This window comes from Sphingomonas flavalba, from assembly GCF_004796535.1.
Lineage (GTDB): Bacteria > Pseudomonadota > Alphaproteobacteria > Sphingomonadales > Sphingomonadaceae > Sphingomonas_L > Sphingomonas_L flavalba.
Genome location: NZ_SPHY01000015.1, coordinates 44,557 through 65,164, shown reverse-complemented (window position 1 = coordinate 65,164; position 20,608 = coordinate 44,557). Strand labels below are relative to the sequence as shown.

Annotated in this window: 17 protein-coding genes and 1 tRNA gene; 7 read left to right on the top strand and 11 right to left on the bottom strand. The window is 66.4% G+C overall.

All coding sequences use genetic code 11. The features are described 5' to 3' along the window. The first annotated feature begins 597 nt into the window (after positions 1 to 597). Genes E4A53_RS12760 through E4A53_RS12750 form a run of 3 tightly spaced genes read left to right on the top strand, consistent with a single transcriptional unit; the run spans position 598 to position 3,208 of the window. Complete coding sequence (locus E4A53_RS12760; RefSeq protein WP_136163491.1) at positions 598 to 1,101, top strand: DUF3489 domain-containing protein; 504 nt, start codon at positions 598 to 600, stop codon at positions 1,099 to 1,101. Between the two features lie 2 nt (positions 1,102 to 1,103). After that, the gene (locus tag E4A53_RS12755) at positions 1,104 to 1,526 is read left to right on the top strand and encodes a DUF2924 domain-containing protein (protein WP_136163490.1); all 423 of its coding nucleotides are present in this window, start codon (positions 1,104 to 1,106) and stop codon (positions 1,524 to 1,526) included. Then, on the top strand, positions 1,523 to 3,208 hold the full coding sequence (locus tag E4A53_RS12750) for a recombinase family protein (RefSeq protein ID WP_136163489.1): 1,686 nt from the start codon (positions 1,523 to 1,525) through the stop codon (positions 3,206 to 3,208). The genes E4A53_RS12755 and E4A53_RS12750 overlap by 4 nt, the downstream gene beginning before the upstream one ends. 256 nt (positions 3,209 to 3,464) lie before the next feature. Here E4A53_RS12750 and E4A53_RS12745 read toward each other — a convergent pair. Further along, positions 3,465 to 3,551: transfer RNA gene (locus tag E4A53_RS12745), tRNA-Leu, on the bottom strand. Between the two features lie 104 nt (positions 3,552 to 3,655). Then, positions 3,656 to 4,387, bottom strand: a complete 732-nt coding sequence (locus tag E4A53_RS12740; RefSeq protein ID WP_136163488.1) for a zinc-ribbon domain-containing protein — start codon at positions 4,385 to 4,387, stop codon at positions 3,656 to 3,658. 210 nt (positions 4,388 to 4,597) lie between these two features. Between E4A53_RS12740 and ftsE the strand changes: the two genes are divergently transcribed. From ftsE to E4A53_RS12720, 4 genes are read left to right on the top strand one after another with little or no spacing between them, the layout of a single operon-like run. Next, the gene (ftsE, locus tag E4A53_RS12735) at positions 4,598 to 5,302 is read left to right on the top strand and encodes a cell division ATP-binding protein FtsE (protein ID WP_136163487.1); all 705 of its coding nucleotides are present in this window, start codon (positions 4,598 to 4,600) and stop codon (positions 5,300 to 5,302) included. Continuing rightward, entirely contained in the window at positions 5,299 to 6,192 is an 894-nt protein-coding gene (locus tag E4A53_RS12730; RefSeq protein WP_136163486.1) for a cell division protein FtsX, read from the top strand. The genes ftsE and E4A53_RS12730 overlap by 4 nt, the downstream gene beginning before the upstream one ends. Further along, complete coding sequence (locus tag E4A53_RS12725; RefSeq protein ID WP_136163485.1) at positions 6,189 to 6,719, top strand: YdcF family protein; 531 nt, start codon at positions 6,189 to 6,191, stop codon at positions 6,717 to 6,719. The genes E4A53_RS12730 and E4A53_RS12725 overlap by 4 nt, the downstream gene beginning before the upstream one ends. After that, positions 6,716 to 7,414, top strand: a complete 699-nt coding sequence (locus E4A53_RS12720; RefSeq protein WP_136163484.1) for a lysophospholipid acyltransferase family protein — start codon at positions 6,716 to 6,718, stop codon at positions 7,412 to 7,414. The genes E4A53_RS12725 and E4A53_RS12720 overlap by 4 nt, the downstream gene beginning before the upstream one ends. 4 nt (positions 7,415 to 7,418) lie before the next feature. On the opposite strand, the gene E4A53_RS12715 is transcribed toward E4A53_RS12720, so the two are convergent. The 9 genes from E4A53_RS12715 to E4A53_RS12675 all read right to left on the bottom strand — a co-directional run bounded on the left by E4A53_RS12715 (position 7,419) and on the right by E4A53_RS12675 (position 20,300). Then, on the bottom strand, positions 7,419 to 9,179 hold the full coding sequence (locus tag E4A53_RS12715) for a DUF885 domain-containing protein (protein WP_136163483.1): 1,761 nt from the start codon (positions 9,177 to 9,179) through the stop codon (positions 7,419 to 7,421). 135 nt (positions 9,180 to 9,314) lie between these two features. Continuing rightward, complete coding sequence (locus E4A53_RS12710; protein ID WP_136163482.1) at positions 9,315 to 12,332, bottom strand: TonB-dependent receptor domain-containing protein; 3,018 nt, start codon at positions 12,330 to 12,332, stop codon at positions 9,315 to 9,317. A 384-nt stretch (positions 12,333 to 12,716) separates the two neighbouring features. Beyond that, positions 12,717 to 15,068 (bottom strand): S9 family peptidase, encoded by a 2,352-nt coding sequence (locus E4A53_RS12705; protein WP_136163481.1) that lies wholly within the window; start codon positions 15,066 to 15,068, stop codon positions 12,717 to 12,719. 263 nt (positions 15,069 to 15,331) lie between these two features. Then, positions 15,332 to 16,816 (bottom strand): 4-hydroxyphenylacetate 3-hydroxylase family protein, encoded by a 1,485-nt coding sequence (locus E4A53_RS12700; RefSeq protein WP_136163480.1) that lies wholly within the window; start codon positions 16,814 to 16,816, stop codon positions 15,332 to 15,334. A 22-nt stretch (positions 16,817 to 16,838) separates the two neighbouring features. Beyond that, positions 16,839 to 17,327, bottom strand: coding sequence for a flavin reductase family protein (locus tag E4A53_RS12695; protein WP_136163479.1), 489 nt, complete (start codon positions 17,325 to 17,327; stop codon positions 16,839 to 16,841). Positions 17,328 to 17,342: 15 nt separating this feature from the next. Then, positions 17,343 to 17,867, bottom strand: coding sequence for a MarR family winged helix-turn-helix transcriptional regulator (locus tag E4A53_RS12690; RefSeq protein ID WP_136163478.1), 525 nt, complete (start codon positions 17,865 to 17,867; stop codon positions 17,343 to 17,345). 66 nt (positions 17,868 to 17,933) lie between these two features. Next, the gene (locus tag E4A53_RS12685) at positions 17,934 to 18,323 is read right to left on the bottom strand and encodes a cupin domain-containing protein (protein WP_136163477.1); all 390 of its coding nucleotides are present in this window, start codon (positions 18,321 to 18,323) and stop codon (positions 17,934 to 17,936) included. 1 nt (position 18,324) lies between these two features. Then, the gene (locus E4A53_RS12680) at positions 18,325 to 19,623 is read right to left on the bottom strand and encodes an amidase (protein ID WP_136163476.1); all 1,299 of its coding nucleotides are present in this window, start codon (positions 19,621 to 19,623) and stop codon (positions 18,325 to 18,327) included. Further along, complete coding sequence (locus E4A53_RS12675) at positions 19,620 to 20,300, bottom strand: DUF2848 domain-containing protein (protein WP_136163475.1); 681 nt, start codon at positions 20,298 to 20,300, stop codon at positions 19,620 to 19,622. The genes E4A53_RS12680 and E4A53_RS12675 overlap by 4 nt, the downstream gene beginning before the upstream one ends. Positions 20,301 to 20,608: the final 308 nt, after the last annotated feature.

Here is a 20,608-nt window from a genome sequence, read left to right as displayed (position 1 = left end):
TCTTGGGGAAATAGGGCCGCAGACGATCCATCTGCTCGTCACTCAGCCAGTACAGGTCGCTCATGCTCAGTCTCCTTACGGAGCCTGAATCAGATCGAGCCTCTCACATCAATGGGTCCTGAGCCTAACGAGCGTAGGAAGGGCGTTCACAAAGTATTCTGAAATTGTCGGCGCTACGAAAGATACGCTGCGACAAACATTGCGATCCGACGCGCAAATCAATGCTGTCGCACATTCGGCTTTGAAGGACATCATGCGTAATGGCGTTACGACAACTCCGACGTTGCCGATAGCGCCTCAGCATATGCCCGCGCCGTCATACTCGGCGACCAGCGCGCCGGCGTCGTACAGAACAGCGTCCCGGCGTGCGGCATGGCTTCGGCTGTCATGATGACCATAAAGCGGCGATCTGGCCGACGGAGTGAATAGCCAGCTTTTGTACTGGCGCGCAAAGCACTCGACTTCGTCGGTGATCGGAGCATTGGTGTGTTCGTGAGTCGCAGCCGCAGGAACCGGCTGCCGGCCCCGCTCGGTCCCGGGCGGGGCTGTGGGTGGTGGGGAGGCGGCAATGATGCTTGTCTTCCGAGGAGACCACCGATGACCAAGCTGACCGATACCCAGTTGATCCTGTTGAGTACTGCTGCGGGTCGTTCCGATAGCAGCCTGCTGCCGCCCCCGGATACTGTTGGCGCTCAGGGCGCCAGTTTGCGCAAGGCGGTCGCAACCCTGGTCAAGCGCGGGCTGGCAACCGAGATCACGGTCATGGAACCGGCGCAGGAGTGGCGCCGGGAGGATGATCGCCGCATCGGTGTGGCGATCACCGACACCGGCCGGGCTGCCATCTTTGTCGGTGCGGCGGCCGAACCGCCAGCCACCGCATCGGCCAGTCCCGCGCCCGGAAAGCCGGCATCGAAGATCGCGCTGGTCGTTGCTCTGCTGCAGCGCGCCGACGGCGCCTCGCTTGCCGAACTGGTCGAGGCGACCGGCTGGTTGCCGCACGCCACCCGGGCTGCGCTGTCCGGCCTGCGCAAGAAGGGGCATGTGGTTGCGAAGGACCGGCGCGACGATAGCGCCTGCTACCGTATCGCCGCGGACGCCTGACCATGGCGCGGATCGAAGCCCTGCTGGCGGCATTGGCGACGATGACCCCAGCGCAACTCCAGGAGGCCTGGCGGAACGTATACGGGACAGACGCACCACGCCTGTCGCCCGACCTCCTGCACCATGGCATCGCTTACCGCTTGCAGGAGCGTGCCGGTAAATCACTGTCGGCCTCCGCCCAGCGCCAATTGCGCGCGCCGAACGGCGGCGATCCTGCGCCGGCCCGCCTGCCGGTCACCCTCAGTGCCGGCACCCAGCTGGTGCGAACCTGGCACGGCCGCACGATCAGCGTAACGGTCGAAGGTGACGGCTATCGATACGAGGGGCGACGCTACAACTCGCTCACCAGCATCGCCCGTGAGATCACCGGTGCGGCCTGGTCAGGCCCGCGCTTCTTCGGCCTGACCGGCAAGCGGGCTGCATGAGCCGGAAGCGTCCCGCCGCATCCGCCACTGGTCGGATTATCCGCTGTGCGATCTACACCCGCAAGTCGACCGAGGATGGTCTCGACCAAGCATTCAACAGCCTCGATGCCCAGCGCGAGGCATGTGCGGCCTACATTGCCAGCCAGCGTCACGAAGGCTGGACGCTGGTCCCAGCCGCCTATGACGATGGCGGCTTCTCCGGCGGCTCCATGGACCGACCGGGCCTGAAGCGGCTGCTCGCCGACGTCGAGGCGGGCAGGGTCGATGTGATCGTCGTCTACAAGGTCGACCGCCTGACCCGCAGTCTTGCCGACTTCGCCAAGATCGTCGAGATCCTCGATGCCAGAGCCGCCAGCTTCGTCTCGATCACCCAGGCGTTCAACACCACCACCAGCATGGGGCGGCTGACCCTGAACGTTTTGCTCAGCTTCGCCCAGTTCGAGCGCGAGGTCACCGGCGAGCGCATCCGCGACAAGATCGCCGCCTCGAAGAAGAAGGGCCTGTGGATGGGCGGGCCGGTGCCGCTTGGCTATGATGTTGAAGACCGCAAGCTGGTGGTCAACGAAGCTGAGGCGGACCTCGTCCGTTACATCATGCAGCGCTATGTCGCCCTGCGTTCGGTCGCCGAACTGGTCGAGGAGCTCGCGCGCGATGGCTATCGTACCAAGATCCAGCAACGGACGAGCGGCCCGCACAAGGGCGGCTGTGCGTTCCGGCGCGGCACCCTCTATCATCTGCTGAGCAACCGCATCTACCGTGGCGAGATCGTTCATAAGGGTACAGCCTATCCCGGTGAGCATCAGGCGATCGTCCCTCAGCCACTGTGGGACGAGGTCCAGGCCAGGCTGGCCGCCCGGGGGCCTGGGCTGGTCGCCAGACGGAACAGCCTGAACCGCTCGCTGCTGATTGGATTGCTGTATGACGGACTGGGCCGGCGGATGACCCCAAGCCATACTGCCAGGGGCACCAGGCGTTATCGCTATTACGTCACGCGCGACTCGTCACCGGAACAGCCGGCCTGGCGGGTCGGCGCACATGATCTCGAACAGATCGTCAAAGCAAGGATCGCCGCGCTGCTGAGTGACCGGGACCGGATCGCTCGGCTCGCGGTCGGCATCGATCCACGGCGGGTGGAGAGCATCATCGCTGCCGCCGCGGCGCTAGCCGTGAAGCGAGACTTGCTCGCCGAGGCAACCGCGATCGGGATCAGCAGGATCGCCCTCCTTGAGGATCGGGTCGTGATCACCATCGATGAGAAGGCGTTGCTCGGTGCCTGCGGACTGGAGGTTGGCAATGGGCAGTGCGGGACGATCACCCTCGATGCGCCGGTGGCGCGGGTGCGGCGCGGGCATGAGTTGAAGCTGCAGATCCTGGGCGATGCAGCCGCCGATTCCTCTCCGAGGGTTCGCGACGAGCGGCTGGTTGCTTTGCTGTCCGAAGCCATGGCGGTACGGCAGATGGTGCTGGCAGCGCCTGACCGGTCGCTGCGCGAGATCGCTGGCGCCCATGGCAAATGCCGCAAGCGGTTGGCGAAGCTGGTTCGGCTAAGCTGGTTGGCGCCGGCGATGGTTGAGGCGATCCTCGACGGCAGGCAGCCACCGAAGCTGACTGCCACCGCGCTGTTGGGTGCGGATCTCCCGATTGGTTGGCGCGATCAGCAAGAGACGCTCGGCATCGCATAGCGCGGACTACATAATTATTTGATACAGAGAGGCGCTGCCCGGGAGCGCCATTTTTGTTGCGCCGGCTCTTCGCGAAGTGGTGGGGTCTGTCATTTGCCGATCAGAGACGCGGGCCGGCAATGCGCGGCTGTGCCTGGCGCATCGAGACGTCTCCCGCCTCACCGCGCCGATCGAAGGGGCGCAAAACCGCAGGAAAGCGGGGGTAATTCCGGCGTATACCGGAAACACCGTTTCGCTATGATAACCTGGGACTGTTTGGTGCGGTCGAGAAGACTCGAACTTCCACGGCCTTTCGGCCACAACGACCTCAACGTTGCGCGTCTACCAGTTCCGCCACGACCGCACACTTGAAACAACCGCCGGTGTCCGGCGTCCGGTAGGGGCGAGCCTCTAGCAAAGCCGCCTTGGCCCCGCAACCGCTGAAATGGTGCCCGATGTGTCGATCGGTCAGCCCGGCTCGCCGGCGAAGCGCAAGTTCAGTTCGCGCGAGCCCTTGGGCACGTTGACCTCCGCGGAGTTGAATTCCGCGCTCGCCTTCGGCGCCAGGGTGCGCACCGGCGGCGCGATCGTCCAGTTGTAGACGACCCGACCCTGCGCGTCGCGCAGTTCGGCGCGGATGTCGGGCACGCGCTGCGCCGTCTCCGTCGGGTTGATGACGCGGCCGGTGACCGCGAACAATTCGTTGCCGCTGGCGAGGGTGCGGCGTTCCGGCTTGCTCGGCACTTCGAGCAGCAGCGCCGCGCCGCTGCGCGCGCCGGTCAGCCCGGCGGTGCCGGAACTGCCGAAATAGCTGAGCGCGGCGATCGCGCCGAGCATCAGCAGGCCGGCGGCAGCGGCGGCGATCGTCCAGCGCCGGGCCGGGTTGCGGCGCGGCTTGAACGGCGGCTCGTGGGCGAAGCTATCATAGGCGGGGGCTGGTGGCGCGGGCGGCACTTCCTCCGCGGCGCGCTCGATCGGCGGTGGCGCAGGGACGGGGGGTGGCGCTTCCGCCGATGGAGTAACCGGCGCGGGCTCTGCCGGCATCGGCGCGGTGGGCGCCGGCGGGGCTTCGGGCAGTTCCGGCCCGTCCTGAAACCAGCTATGCCGGCACGAGGCGCAGCGCACGGCGCGCCCGGCTGGTCCGATCGCGCTGTCGGGAACCAGGTATCGCGTGCTGCATTCCGGGCATTGCAGGATCATGGCGGTGGATCGGCCCTTTTGTCATGGCGGTGGCGTTATGAGGTTCTAAGCATCGAAGCGGTACAGCTTGCAAGCACCGTCGGCATCCGACGGCAATGCTTCGATCGGTGGATGCCGCACGGTGGCGCTTTACCTGGGTACGCCGGTCATGGCATGGCTGCCCGCGCATGGGCCGGGGTCAAACCTTGCAAGAGCGGGACTGAGGGCGCGATGGCCAACATCGTGCAGTTCGAAAATGTCGGTCTGCGCTACGGCACGGGCGCGGAAACCCTGTCGGACGTCAGCTTCACCCTCGCCCCCGGCGCATTTTACTTCCTGACCGGCCCGTCGGGCGCCGGCAAGACGTCGCTGCTGCGCCTGCTGTATCTGGCCCAGCGGCCGAGCCGCGGACTGATCCGGCTGTTCGGCGAGGATGCGGTGACGATGCCGCGAGAGCGGCTGCCCGGCTTCCGCCGGCGGATTGGCGTGGTGTTCCAAGATTTCCGGCTGGTTCCGCATCTGTCCGCCTACGATAATGTCGCGCTGCCGCTGCGCGTCGCCGGGGTCGAGGAGCGCGACCTCGACACGCCGGTGCGCGAGATGCTGGCCTGGGTCGGCCTGGGTGAGCGGGCGAGCGCGCGCCCGGCTACGTTATCGGGTGGGGAACAGCAGCGCGTCGCGATCGCCCGGGCGGTGATCGGCCGGCCAGAAATGCTGGTCGCCGACGAACCGACCGGCAACGTCGATCCGGAGATGGCCAACCGGCTGCTCCACCTGTTCGATGCGCTGAACAAGCTGGGCACGACGATCGTCGTCGCCACCCACGACCTCCATCTGCTCGGCCGGGTGTCGCGGGCGCGGATCATGCGGCTCGATCGCGGGCGGATCGCCGACCCGACCGGCGCACTGCGCAACCCGCCGGAGGACCTGGCATGAGCCTTGGCTGGACCGGGGGCGGGGCGGACCGGCGGCTACTGCCAGAAGGCTGGCTCGCCGGGCCGATGCCGTGGGTGATCGCGATCATGGTATTCCTGACCGTGCTGGCTGTCGCCGGCGGACTGGGCATGGCCAACGCCGCCGGCGCGCTGCGCGCCGACCTGGCGGGGCGGGTGACGGTGCAGGTCATCGCGGCGGACCCGGCGGCGCGGGCCGCCAGCGCCGACCGTGTCGCCGCCGCGCTCGGCCGGCTGTCCAACGTCCGCGCCGTCCACCGCGTCGACGATGCGGAGATCGCGGCGCTGCTGCGCCCCTGGCTTGGCGTCGGCGACCTTGCCGCCGACCTGCCGGTGCCGGCGCTGATCGATGTCGACCTCACGCGGACCGACGACCGTAGCCTGGCTGAGTTGGCGAAGGTGGCGGGCGCTGGCGGCGCCGACGTCCGGGTCGACGCCCATGCCCGCTGGCTGGCGCCGCTCGCACGGCTGGTCGGTTCGCTGCAGTGGCTGGCGGCGGCGGTCGTGGTGCTGATGGGGGTGGCGACGGCGGCGGCGGTGGTGCTGGCCGCCCGCGCCGCGCTCAACACCCACCGTGCGACGATCGACGTGCTGCACCTGCTCGGCGCCACCGACATCCAGATCGCGCGGCTGTTTCAGCGCCGGATCGCGCTCGATGCGCTGTTCGGCGGCGCGATCGGCCTTGGCGTCGGCGCGACGGTGATCCTGCTGGTCGGCGGACGCATCCAGGCGGTCGGCTCCGACCTTGTCGGCGCGGTCACTCTGTCGCCCGCCGGCTGGCTGATGCTGCTGGCGGTGCCGGCGGCGGCGACATTGCTCGCGACGCTGGCGGCGCGGCTGACGGTGGTGCGCGCGTTGAGGCGGATCCTGTGATCCGCCGGCTGGTCGCCACGGCGGTGCTCGCCTATCTGCTGGGCTTTGCGCTGTTCGCTGTCATGCTGCCGCGCCCGGCCGACGACCAGCGGACCGACGGCATCGTCGTGCTGACCGGCGGCGCCGCGCGGATCGAGCGCGGCCTGACGCTGATCGCTGCGCAGCGGGCGCGGCGGATGCTGATCTCCGGCGTCGCGCGCAGCGTCCGCCCGCACGAACTGGCGCTGCAATACCGTGCGCCGATGCGGCTGTTCGACTGCTGCATCGACCTGGGGCGCGAAGCGGTCGACACCCGCTCCAACGGCGAGGAGGTGGCCGACTGGCTGAAAGCGCGCGGCTATCGCAGCGTCCGGCTGGTCACCACCGACTGGCATATGCCACGCGCCAGTTTCGAGATAGAGCGCGCCCTGCCGGACGATATCGTCGTGCTGCGCGACGCGGTGCCGAGCGAGCCTGGGTTCACGATGCTGCTGACCGAATACAACAAGTATATCCTGCGGCGCGGCGCGGTACTGGTCGGCCTGTGATAGTCCTGCTGCGCAGCCTGCTGTTCACGCTGGTGTTCTACGCCGGGTCGGTGGTTGCGGTGCTGCTGGCGCTGCCGGTGGCGCTGGCCGGACAGCCGGCGCTGATCGCCCATGCCCGCCGTTGGGCACTATTCCACCACTGGTGCGCGCGGGTGCTGCTCGGCATCACCACGCGCGTCGAAGGGGTGCTGCCGGTCGGCCCGGCGCTGGTCGCCGTCAAGCACGAATCGATGTTTGAAACGCTGGAAATGCTGTTGCTGCTTGATCGGCCAGCGGTAGTGCTGAAGCGCGAACTGGCCGACATTCCGCTGTGGGGGCGGGTTGCCCGGCTGCACGGCGTGATCGTCGTCGACCGCGCCGCCGGGGCGACCGCGATGCGCCAGATGCTGAAGGCGGCGAAGGCGGCGGTGGCACGCGGCCGCCCGATCCTGATCTTTCCGGAAGGGACGCGCGTGCCGCACGGCGCCCGCCCGCCGCTGCGCGCCGGCTTTGCCGGGCTGTACAAGACGCTCAGCCTGCCGGTGGTGCCCGTCGCCTGCGACAGCGGCCGCCTGTGCCCGCGCCGCCGCTTCCTGAAGCGGCCCGGCATCGTCACCTTCCGCGTCGGCGCGCCGATCGCGCCTGGGCTGGAGCGCAAGCAGGCGGAGGCGCTGGTCCACGCCGCCATCAATGCGCTGAACCCGCCGGCGGGGTAGGGCGCTACCCCTTGTCGGCTTCCTGCTTCTGCTCGGTGATCCAGCCGTCGATCTTCTCTTCCAGCAATGACAGCGGCAGCGGCCCGTCGAGCAGCAGGGCGTCGTGGAACTTGCGGATATCGAAACGGGGGCCGAGCGCTTCTTCGGCGCGGGCGCGCAACGCGGAAATTCGCAACTCGCCGACTTTGTAGGCAACCGCCTGCCCCGGCCAGCCGATATAGCGGTCGACCTCACGGGCGATGCTGCGGTCGGGCAGCGACGTGTTGTCCTTCAGGCAGGCGATCGCCTGATCGCGCGTCCAGCCCTTGAAATGCATGCCGGTGTCGATGACGAGGCGGCAGGCGCGCCAGACCTCGAACGACAGCCGGCCGAACCGTTCATAGGCGTTGCGGTAGATGCCCATCTCCTCACCCAGCCGCTCGGTATAGAGCGCCCAGCCCTCGACGAAGGCGGTGATGCTGTCGGCGCGGCGGAAGGCAGGCAGGTCCAGCCGTTCCTGGCCGAGCGCGATTTGCAGGTGGTGGCCCGGCACGCCTTCATGCAGCAGCCAGGCGGGCAGGTTGTAGAGCGGGTAGCCGGTCTGATCCATGCCGGTCATCACCGTGCCGGCGATGCCCAACTCCGGGTCGCCGCGATAATAGGCGCCCGACGAGTTGGCCAGTTCCGGTGTCTTGTTCTTGATGCCGTAGGTCAGACGCGGCAACGTGCCGAACCAGCCGGGCAGCTCATGATCGATCCGCTTCATGATCTCGCCAGCGCGTTCCATATAATGCTGGTTGCTCTGGGCGAGCCACTCCTTCTGCGTCGGCAGGAAGGCGAGGAACTCGGTCAGCGTGTCCTTGAAGCCCATTTCCTTTATCGCGGCTTCCATCTCGCCGCGGATGCGCTTCACTTCAGACAGGCCGATTTCGTGGACCTGATCCGGGGTCATGTCGGTGGTCGTGAACTTGCGGACCAGATAGGCGTAGTAGCGGTCGCCGTTCGTCATCTCGCGCGCGCCGATCGTGTCGCGGGCGCGGGGCAGATAGTCCTTCTCGAAGAAGGCGACGACCTCCGCCTGCGCCGGCTTCACCTTGGTGCGCAGCACGTCCATCGCCCGGTTGCGGAGCGCGGTCTGGTCCTGCTCGCCGATAATTGCCGGCAGCTTCTTGAACGGCGCCATCAACGGGTCGGTCTCCACCGGATATTCGGCGATGACCTTGCTCGTTGCGATCGCGCTTTCCGTCGTCAGGCGCGGCTGGATGAAGCCGCTGTCCAGCCCGCGCCGCATATTGACGATCGACTGGGCATAGAAGGCGGGGAGCGCCTCCAGCCGGGCGATCCACGCTTCCGCTTCGGCCTTGTCGTGGATCACCAGGGTGCGGGCGACACGGTTCGGGCGGGTATAGAAGCCCTCGCCGCCGATGAACGGGATGCGCTCCTCGTCGAAATCAAGGCCCTCCAGCGCGACCGACAGGTTGCGGATCATCAACTGGCGGTTGATAGCGTCCGTTTTCGACAGGCCGCCTTCGGGCACGGCCTTTGCCCGATCGAGCAGCGCCTGCAGCTTCTCGCGATGCGCCTTGATGCCGTCGGGGCTGACGTCCGGCCAGGGCAGGGGGGGCTGGCCGTTGAGCGCCTTGGCATCCGGTCGCGCCTCATGCCAGTTGGTATAGGATTCGAAATCCGCCAGCACTCCGCTCATATCCGCCGTTTCGGCACAGCCGCCGACGCCGCTGGCCGCGGCGATCGCCGCGACGGCACTCCAACCCGCCTTGCTCCACATGAGAGTCCCCCTTTTCGGATCCGGCGCCCCGGCGCGCTGGGGCTGGATATGGTGGCGCGCCCTTCCTTCAACGGCGGAAGCGGGCCGTGGTGATGCGCGTCACCCCCGGCCCGCTTCCTTTCACGCCCCTGCCGCTCAGAACCGCAGGCGTGCGGTCAGGCTGTAGGTGCGGCCGAACACGTCGTAGGAGACGGCGGTGTTGACGCCGACGCCGGCGACCTCGGGTGGCTGCTTGTCGAACAGGTTCTTCACCAGCAGGTTCAGCTCGAACATCTCGTTCACCCGGACCTTGGTCGACAGATCGAAATAGTCGAATGCCTTGATCTGACGATAGGGTTCGTAGATGCCGTTGGCGGGCACGTTCGTGTGGGTGACGCCCTGATAGACCACGGTGGTGAACGACGTCGGGTCCAGACGCGGGCCGTTCGGTTGCGGCTCGATCACCACGCGGCTGACATGCTGCCAGAGCAGCGATACGTCGAACAGGTCGCGGCTGTAGGTCGCGCGCGCGTTCCAGCGGAACGTGGAGCGCGGGTTGCCGCAGCTTGAGCTGTAGTAGCCGGTGCAATCGCGATCGACCGAGTTCGGCGTCGCCTGGAAGTGATAATAATCGAGCCAGGTGCCGTTGAAGCCGAGCTGAACCTTGCCCGGATCGTTGCCGCCGATGCCGATGTCGGCAAGACGCAGGCTGTAGTGGACGCCAAGGTCGATGCCGGCCGTTTCGATCTTGCCCAGGTTGGAACTGGCCAGGATCACGCCCGGCGTCTCGCCGGTGCCGTTCAGGCCGCCGGTCAGCGGGTTGCGCTGGATCAGCTGGCAGAAGGCATTGTAGGTGAATTGCGGGTTGAGCGCCGGCGCGAAGCAGCCGTCCATGATGTCGTTGGCGTTGGGCCGCGAGATCGCGTCGGTGATCTTGATGTTGAAATAGTCGACGGTCAGCGAGAAGCCGCTGAACTGCGGCGGGGTCAGCACGACGCCGAGCGTATAGGTTTTCGCCCTTTCGACATCGAGGTTGCGGTTGCCGCCGGTCGTCTGGTTGACCTGGTTGGCCGACGGGTTGGGAATGGCGCCGATCGTCGCCGACGGCGCGCCGGTGGCTATACAAAGGGCGGTCAGGCCGGCGTTGCCGATCGGCAGGCTGCCCTGGCAGGGATCTTCCTGCCGCGTCGCCAAGCCAAGGACCGGCGACTGGAACAGTTCCTGGACGTTCGGCGAACGGACGGCGACCTGATACATGCCGCGGAACTTGTAGCCGGGGAAAGGCTCGTAGCTGCCGCCGGCCTTCCACGTCGTGCTGGTGCCGGTGGTGCTGTAATCAGAGTAGCGGATGCCGGCTTCGAGTTGCAGATCGTGGAAGAACGGCTTGTCGCGGATGATCGGCGCGATGATTTCGCCGAAGATTTCGCGAACCGAGATTTCGCCGAAATCTGGCGGCGTGCGTGCGCCGGTGCCCAACACCTCGTTCTGGATCTGTAGTGCGGCATCGGGGCGTGCCGCCGCGGTCAGGCGCCGGTACTCGGCGCCCAGCGAGAAGGCCATCGGCTTGTCGCTGAGCGGGCTGGTGAGCCCGAACAGGTCGCCGCTCAGATTGCCGCCAACCACGGCGAGCGTGGACTTGCGGGTGGTCTGGGCGTCGAGGTTGATGAAGTCCACCATCGCGCTGTCGATGCTGCCGGCGGGGCCGAACAGGTTGATCGCCACGCAGCCGTTCGCCACGTCCTGGCAGACTGCGGCGCCGGAACCGTCGCGGTAGGAGCGTATCGCCTGCTGCAGCTTGGTCGACGAACCCCAGTTGTCATTGACCATCGTCTGCGACGTTTCGCCGTACTGGCCGAACACGTCGTATTGCAGCGTGTCGGTTATGTTGCCGCGCACGCCCAGTTGCAACTGGTACTGGGTGGATTCGATGTCCTGGACGCGCGGCCCGAGCTCGACGAAGCGGCGCTGCCCGATGATCGAGATTTCGCGGTAATCCGGGTCGCCCGGGCGCGCAATCGCGGCCGCGGCGCATTGGGCGGCGCTGAGCGACTGGATGCCGGAGACGCTGGGGTCGGTATCGTAGGCGTTGCAGAACTGGCCGAGCACGCCCGCCGGCAGATAGGCGTTGCTGAGCGGCATCTGGTAGATGTTCTGGAAGGTGCCGCTGGCGGAGATGGCGGTGCGCACCTTGTTGTGCGTCAGGTTCATCGACGAATACATCTCGATGCCCGGCGTGATCTCGTAGCGAGCGGCCGCGTAGCCGCTGTAGCGTTCCAGCGGCGTCGCGTAATAGGTCAGGTCGTTCGAGTTGTAGAAGTCGCCCTGATTGGCGATCCGCAGCGTGCCGGTCGCGGTGTCGAGGACGGCGCCCTGCGACCCGGCCCCCAGGCCAAGCTGCACCGGGTTGGGGCTGGTGAACAGGATCGGAACCGTGTTCTGCGACCCGTTGAACAGGCCGTTGGCGGCGCTGCGCGGAATCTCGCCGACCGGGCGCGACTGGGCGAGCAGCGGCACGCGCTTGTCGTATGCCATGCTGACGACGGCGTTGCCGCGCCCGTCGTCGAGATCGGTGCCGAGGACGACAGCAAGGCGATATTGCTGCCCGTCGCCGCGCTCGGTGATCCGGTAGTTGGCCGACAGGTCGACGCCGGAGAAGTTGCGCTTGGTGATGAAGTTGACGACGCCGGCGACGGCATCCGCGCCGTAGACCGACGATGCACCGCCGGTCACGACGTCGACCCGGTCGATCAGCGCGGTCGGAACGGTGTTGAGGTCGACGACGCCGTTCAGGTCGTAGGGAACGACGCGGCGGCCGTCGACGAGCACCAGCGTGCGGTTCACGCCGACGCCGCGCAGGTCGATCGTGGCGGAGCCGTTGCTGCCGTTGTTGACGCCCGGCCCGTTCGCCGCGCGGACGGCCGGCATGTCGCGCAGCAGGTCTTCGGCGGTGTTGGGCTGACGCAGCGTGATTTCTTCGGCGCTGACCACGCCGACGGGACTGGAGATCGTCAGATCCGGCCGCGCGATGCGGGAACCGGTGACGACGATCGTGCCATCACCCGCATTCAGTTCGCTTACATCGGTCACCTGGGACCAGGCTGGCGTGGCGACCAGCATGCAGGTCGCAAAGATGGTCGAGGCTAGCAGCGGCTGCCTGATGGATTTGAAGTTCATCCTTTCCCCCTTCTGATCAAGCGGACAATAATATCGTTAGGAATCAACGTATTATATAATATCCCAAAGCCTGGGCCGGTACGTTCGGGCTCCATGGCCTTGTCTGCCGGGGCGGCGGGGAGGTTTCGCACCGTGCCTCTCTCGCAGCCGATATAAAGTATACGCTAGCCGAGTCTTCACGATATGCAATATGAATAATAGCTATTTGTAAAAGATATTATACTTTCGAGTTATGTGGCGCTGGCGCAACTATCCCATGGCCCGCCCGTCGATAGATCCGGTCGTGCCAGCAGTCGGTTCGATGCCAGGATGAAATGGGGCGGCGGCCCGTCGAAGGGGCGATGCGTCCGTCGCGCATCGCCCCTCCCCGGGGGAGGGAGCCGGTCAGGAGGTAGGAACGGTTCCGCCCGGAACGGATTTCGGCATTGTGTTCCAGTTCGGCGTGTCGACGCCGGCGAGATGTTTCAGGAAGTAATCATAGTGGCGGCGCAGGCCGTAATCGACCGGCCCGACGGAGCGCAGCACGCCATGGCCGCCGCCGGGGACGGTCAGCATGTCGAAATCCTTGCCCGCCTTGATCAGCGCGTCGACCACCTGATAGGTCGATGCCGGATCGACGTTCATGTCGAGTTCTCCGACCACCAGCATCAGCTTGCCCTGCAGCCGCCAGGCGTTGTCGACGCCGGACGATGCGGCATAGCTTTCGTCGATCGGCCAGCCCATCCACGCTTCGTTCCAGCCGATCTTGTCCATCCGGTTATCGTGGCAGCCGTTATAGGCGATGCCGACCTTGTAGAATTCCGGGTGGAACAGCAGCGCGAGCAGCGTGTTCTGGCCACCGGCCGAGCCGCCGTAGATGCCGACGCGGCTGGTGTCGTACCAGTCGTATTTGGCGGCGGCCGCCTTGTGCCACAGGATGCGGTCGGTGAAGCCGGTGTCCGCGATGTTCTTCCACGCCACGTCGTGGAACGCCTTCGACCGGTTGAGCGTGCCCATGCCGTCGATCTGGACGACGATGAAGCCGAGGTCGGCGAGCGACTGCATGCCGATCGTCTTGTCGCCGCTCGACTGGTAGCCGAACGGCCACCATTTCTTCGGAACGAAGCTGGAATGCGGCCCGGCATAGATGTTCTCGATGACCGGATATTTCTTGTTGGGGTCGAAATTGCGCGGCCGCACGATCACGCCGTAAATGTCGGTCTTGCCGTCACGTCCCTTGGCGACGAACGCCTCCGGCGGGCGGAAGCCGGCGGCCATCAGCCGGCTGACGTCGGCCGTCTCGACCGTCGCGACCAGCGAACCGTCGCTGGAGCGGCGCAACTCCGACACCGTCGGCAGGTCGATCTTGGAATAGGTGTCGACATAATAGGCCATGTCGGGGGAGAAGGCGACATCGTGATAGGCGTTGACCGTGGTGATCGGGGTCAGGTTCCGCCCGTCGAAGTCGACCCGGTAATAATGCTGCAGATAGGGGTCTTCGCCCGGTCGCATGCCGCCGGCCGCGAACCAGATCTGGCGCTTGGCGTCGTCGACCTTGACGACTTCGCGCACCACCCAGTCGCCCTTGGTGATCTGGTTCTTCACCTTGCCGGTGCGGCCGTCGAACAAATAGAGGTGGTTCCAGCCGTCCCGCTCGGACATCCAGATGACCTCGTTGCCCATCCCACCGACCTCGTGGCGGAACTGGCGGTTGGGCGAACCCTGGTTGATGAAGGTGCTGGCGCGCTCCTCGACGGCGGTGCGCGCGGCGCCCGTCTCTGCGTCGACCTCGACCAGCCGGTTCAACTGGTGACCGCGCTGGTCGTAGCGAAAGCTGATCGTCCGGCTGTCCTTGCGCCAACTGATCGGTGACATGCGGTAGGGATTGGGAAACAGCGTCTCGGCGATCGCGATCTGGCGCCCTTTGCCCCCGGCGACGTGGAAAAGGGCCGGGCGGTCGATATCCACCGGGTCGCCCGGCTTCGGATAAAGCTGGTAGATCGTCTTCGGCTGCACCTGATCGGACGGCGAGGTGATGACGCGCGTTACCTCGCGCCGATAGCCGGGGACCACGCGATAGGCGGCGAGCTTGGTCGAATCCGGCGACCAGACGATCGATTCCGAATCGTAGAAATTGGCCTCCGACCCGTCGAAGCTGATCCGCGTCCATGTGTCGCCGCCGACCGGCCGGATCGCGATGTTGAAATTCTCGACATAGGCTTCCCACTTGCCGTCCGGCGAGCGGTGAGGCGTGTTGTCGGCCGGCACCTTCAGGTCGCGGACGACGCCGAAGCCGCGCGGCTGACGAGTGACCGGGGCGGGCGCGCAACTGGCATCCGCCAGCGTGCAGCGCCAGCGTTCCTCGCTGAAGCCGAATTCGATCGCCTTGCCCTCGCTCGTATAGCTGAAGGAGTTGATCGGCAGGCGCAGCGCCTCGACCTTCTCGCCGCTCGCCTTGCTGAGCGAGGCGGCGATCGCGGCGTGGTCGAACGCCGGGCGCTTGGCGCCGGACGCGACGTCGTAGGTGACGAAGTTGAAGCCGCCCTCCACCGTCTTGCGGTAGGTGAAGCTGCGTCCGCCGGGCACCCACTGTGCGGGGTCGGCGACGTCACGGGTCAGATACAGCCAGGAATCCTGCAGGTGAACCGACTGCTGGATATCGGCCGCGGTCACCTGCGCCAGTGTCGGCGTCGGTGTCGCCGCCGCCAATGCAAGAAAGGATATGGCAACCGTCAGCGCCGTGACATGTCTTTTCATGATCGTCTCCCTTTTGCCCGTTTGGAGTCCCGTTCCGGCTCCGCTGAGGGGCCGTCGGCGGGGCATGCGTACGCGTCAACCACGATCGTATATCTTATAAGACTCTACCTTATCTGAAATAGCTTTCAGATAAAGGGGTATTTGAGTCCTGAGGCGCTTTTGTGCCGCGCCGTCGGATTTCCCGCGATGCCGTGATCGAGTGTCGTGTATCGGGTGGACCAACCCGTGGAGCACAGCCGGCATCGGCCGGGGCCGGCGCGCCGTCACGCCGGGATTGTCACCGCGTCGCCGGATAGGGCGGAGAGCGTCGGCGCCGGGTAGCTGGACAGCATCCGATCGACCATCGCGCCGGCCCCGGCCCAGTCGTAGGTGCGGAAACTATGGCCCTTGGTCACGAAGCTGGCGCCGGCGTAGAACATCTCATACTGGGTATGGCGGCTGGCGAATTCGGAGCCGATCGCGTCCCAGGCGAGTTTGAAGAAGCGCACTCTTTCCTCCGACGAGGCGGTCGGCGACTGCTGCGTCTTGCCGATAAGCCGGGCGATCTCCGGATTGGCGAAATCCTCGACGCCGGACGGCAGCATAATCAGCCCGCCACCGGCCAGGTTGCGCAGCGACGCGATGATCCGGGTGTAGAGTTGCTGGGTCAGCACCTGCGCCGAATAGAGCAGGTGCGCGTCGGGGATGTAGTAGCCGTTGCGAACCGTCCCCTTCGCTTCCATGCCGTGGACCAGCCCGTCGACCATCGCCGCCTCGGCGGCGAGCTGGCCCAGCGTTTCGCGCACCGGGGGCAGGGCTATGGTGCCGTTTATCTCGGCGATCCGCCGGGCGATGCCCATCAGGAAGCGCAGCTTGACCGCCAGTCGCACCTGGCACTGGTAATTCTGCAGCACATGCGCTGGGGTGGCGTGGAACTGCTTCAGCATCATCGCGGTGTTGCCGGCGACGAACACGCGGTCCCACGGCACCTTTACGTCGTCGAAATAGATGACGGCGTCATTCTCGTCGAAGCGGCTGGCCAGCGGGTTGTCGTAGACGCTCGGTGCTGCCAGTTCATAGGACTTGCGCGATAGTAGCTTCAGCCCCGGCGCATTCATCGGCAGGGCGAGCGAGACGGCGTATTTCTCGTCGCCGGGGCCGAGCGGCTGGATGCAGCTGACGAACACCTCGTTGGCCATGATGCTGCTGGTCGCCAACATCTTCGCGCCGCGCAGGGTGAGACCGGTCGAATCCTCGTCGACGATGCCGGCGGTCAGATATTCGTCGGCCTGCGCATGCGTGGCTTTCGACCGGTCCGCCTGCGGGTTGATGATGACGTAGGTCAGGAACAGGTCGTTGTCGCGCGCATAGGCGAAATAGTCGAGCAATGCCGCGGCCCGCGCCGGGTCGTAGGCCTCGAACACCTCCGGCGCCATCGCCATGCCGGCCAAGCAGGAGGCGACATGGTCGGGAGACCGACCCATGAAGCCGTAATGCGTGCCCGCCCACGCCTCCATCGCCTGTCGCCGCGCGACCAGCGCCTCGTAGCTGTCCGGCAACGCCCAGGCGCGGTTGACCCGGCCGCCGCTGGTCGGGCTGGCGACGGTCATCAGTTCGGCATTGGCGGCCTGGAAATCGTAAAGCGCTGCTGCCGACGCCACGGCGTTGCGGAAGGCGTGGTGAGCGGTGACGTCGCCGGCTTCTGCCCCTTGAAAATAGACGATGCGGCCATCGCGGAGCGCGGCGAGATGGTCGGAGCCGGTTTTCATCGTCTGTCTCTCTCCTCAGCGGTCAGGCGGCATGTTCGGCGATTGCGTGGTAACCGCCGCGGAAGAAGACCAGCGGCGCGCCGTCCGGCCGTGTTTCGAACTCAAGCACGCGGCCGACGATGATCAGATGGTCGCCGCCTTCGTGCACCGCGTGCGGCGCGCATTCGAACACCGCCAGGCACGGGTCGATCAATGGGCAGCCGGTGATGCCACGCGCCGGCTTCAGGCCGGCCCATTTCGCACCGCGCCGCCCGGCGAAGCGGCTCGATAGCTCGCTTTGGTCGTGACGCAGTACGCTGACGCCGAAATGCTCTGCTGCGAGCAGCACCGGCAGGCTGATCGCTGCCTTGCTGATGCTGAACAGGACCAATGGCGGCTCGAGGGAGACGGCGTTGAACGAGCTGACGGTGATTGCGACCGGGTCGCCGCCCTCGGCATGGGCGGTGACGACGACGACCCCGGTAGGAAAGCGGCCAAGCGCGTCGCGAAAGGCCCGCTGGTCGAAGGTCACGCCGCTCGCTCCCGCTCAGGCCCGGCGGCGCCGCTGTTCGGACAGCAGGTGCAGCAGTGCCAGTGCGTCCTCGGTTCCGTTGACCAGCAGCGCGATGATCTCGGCGAAGGCAGCGAACTGCTTGTCGTCCAGCATCGCAAAGATCGTGTCGTTGACCGGCCGCTGCGTCTCGGCCAGCGTGTCGAGCAGTGCGTGGCCCTTGGCGGTCACGGTCAGGATCACGCGGCGGCCGTCTTCCGGGTGGCCGCGCTTGTCGACCAGCCCGGCCTTGGCAAGCTTGCCGACCTCGATGGTGACGAATGCGCCGGACAGGTGCAGATGCTCGCTGACCCGGCTGACGCCGACTTCCTCACACTTGCCGAGATATTCGATGGCGATCAGGATCGAATAGGCCGGGCCGGACAGGCCGATGACCTCGCCCAGCTTGCCGCGAATTTCCTGAAGCCGGGCGCTGAAGCCCAGGGCGTCGTGAATCACCTGGCGGAAAAGCTCGTCGCTGCCGTTGACGAGCAGTTCGGGGCGGCTGACGGTAAGAGGCATTCGAGAATCTCCTCACGGATTCGATTAGCTTTCAAAGAAAGCTTTGTAAAACACTTTCCGGAGGGGTCAGGCCGGATCGTAATAATGGGTTTCCAGCAACAGGCAGCCGCCTTCGGACTTGAACGGCCCGTGGAATACACCCGGCGGGCGACAAGCATAGGTCGGTGCGACGAAGCGCTCGCCGCCGTCGCCATTCTCGTCGTTGCCGACGGTCAGGTCACCGCTTACCAGGAAAACCTCTTCCCAGTAATCGTGGACGAAGGGCCGGGTGGTGAACACGCCGGGCTGGAAGCGCAGCAATCGGGTGCGGCTGCCGCGCTTGGCGGCGAGGTCGAGCCGGCCGGACAGGATCTTTTCGTCGACGCCAGCGCCCGGAGCATAACCTTCCGGTAACTGCCAACCGTCATCGTCCATGGCGATCGGGTGGAATTCTCGATGTTCCTTCGGAATGGCCATGTCAGCCTCCTTTCAACACGGTCTGGACGGTGGCGGAAACGCTGAGGAGATGGTCGTCGCGACCGGACAGCGCGGCAAGGGTCAGGCCAACCGGTGGCCCGTCGGTCGGGCAGGGGATGGAGATGGCGCAGCCGTCGAGCAGGTTGGCGACCGTCGAATTGCGCAGCGCCAGCGCGTTCGTCGCGTAATAGGTGTCGTCGTCGGCCAGCGTGGCGATCGTCGGGGCGACGAACGGCACCGTCGGCCACAGCAGCGCGTCGAGCCCGGCGACCTTCGCGCCGACTGCCTCGATCATCGCTGCCCTGGCCGCGACCAGCGCGACATAGGCGGGGGCGGCCATGGTCTCGCCGGCGCGGATGCGGGTCAGCACCCGTGGGTCGTAGGCGTCGCTGCGGCCGGCGGCCAGATAGGGCGCGTGCCAGGCGGCGGTCTCGGCGGCGGCGAAGCTCGCCTCGCGCATCATCGCCGGAATCCCGTCCAGTTCGGGCAGCGTGATCCGCTCGATCGCTATGCCGCCGGCCTCGATCCGCGCGACTGCCGCTTCGAAGGCGTCGGCGACCGCCGGCTCGATCCCGTCCATCACATAGTTGCGGACCAGCCCCAGCCGGATGCGCCGCGCCGGCATCGGATGGCGCGGGGGTCCCGCCCGGTCGCGGATCACGTCGAACAGCGCCGCGCAGTCCGCCACCGATTTGGCGATGACGCCGACGCTGTCCAATGTCGTCGACAGCGGCAGTACGCCCGCCCGCGTCACCGCGTCGGCGGTGGGCTTGAAGCCGCTCAGGCCGCACAGCGCTGCCGGGATACGGACGGAGCCACCGGTATCGGTGCCGATCGCTGCCGGTACGATGCCCAGCGCGACCGATACCGCCGCGCCGGACGACGATCCGCCGGGGATGCGCCGCTCACCGGGAAAGGCGGGATTCGCCGGCGTACCGAAATGCGGATTCAGGCCCAGGCCGGAAAAGGCAAATTCGGTCATGTTGGTCCGGCCGATGATGATGAAGCCGGCGCGGCGCAGCCGTTCCAGCACGGCCGCGTCCTGCCGGGGCGGTGGCGCATCGGCCAGCAGTCGCGACCCGGCGGTGGTCGGATGGCCCATCAGGTCGAAATTGTCCTTGACGGTGATCGGCACGCCCAGGAACGGCGCGCGCGAACGCGCCGCCCGGCGTGCGTCGGCCGCCTCGGCGAAGGCGCGCGCCTCCTTGTCCAGCCTGAGGGTGAATACGCCCTCCGCCTCCGGCTGGTCGGCGCGCATCAGGGCCGCGTCGATCGCGGCGCGGCTGGCGTGGGCGCTCATGCCTCGACGATCGGCAGACTGTCGACGGCGTAACGGTGGGTGAGCGTCCGGCCCAGCACCGGATCGATCAGCGCCAACTCCATGTCGGGGGAAAAGCGGATCTCGCCATGCACCGCCAGCGTCCCGCAGAACATCACCGCGCCGTCCGGCAATGCCCCGGCGCGCGCCTCGTAGAGGGCGAGCAATTCGTCCGGGCGGCGCAGCGCGGCGGCGGCGCCTTCCTGATACAGCGCATCGGACGAGGGCAGCCGAGAGCGCAGCACCACCCGGTCCCAATGGCCGGCAACCTCCGCCCACCGCCAGACGGTTGTCGAAACCGGCTTGGCGCACAACTGCTTGGAGAGGGTAATGCCGCTCGCTTCCAGCTTGCGGTCGGTATGGTCGGAGCCGACACCGACATACAGCGCTCCACCGTGCTTCCACAGCACCGCCTCGACCTCGCCGGATGCATCGCGACCGACTGTCTGGATGACCGGCGCGGTGGTCAGCAGCGAGGCGGCGGCGCGGTAGAAAATCGGTACCGCCTTCGGCCGGGCGATGCCCAGCGCCTCCAACTCGGCGATATGCGCTTCCAGTGCGGCGGCGTCGCGGCCGGTCCAGCCGGCGATGACCAGTTGCGTGGGCACGAAGGGCAGGGCCATTTTGCCGCCGGCGTCCTGCACGATGAGTTCGATCATTCCCTGCCCGCTCCCGATGATGGTACGAATCTATCGGCGAATAGATTTGCAAGCAAGCTACTTATCTTAACTAGACAAGCTAATGAAAATAGATAGTCTGATCACCGAATCGAAGCGGCGAGCAAGCCGTACGTAGCGGGGACGGATGCAAAAACAAGTAGTTCGCCATCCTGCTCTGGCGTCATGGAGGGTGTCTCCGCCGTGCTGCCGGCCATGTGCCGTACCATTGCGGAACGGTCGCTGATAACGTCGCGCGCACGCGCCGGGGCCGGGGCGTGCCGACGTAAAGAACAATAAAGGTTGAATTG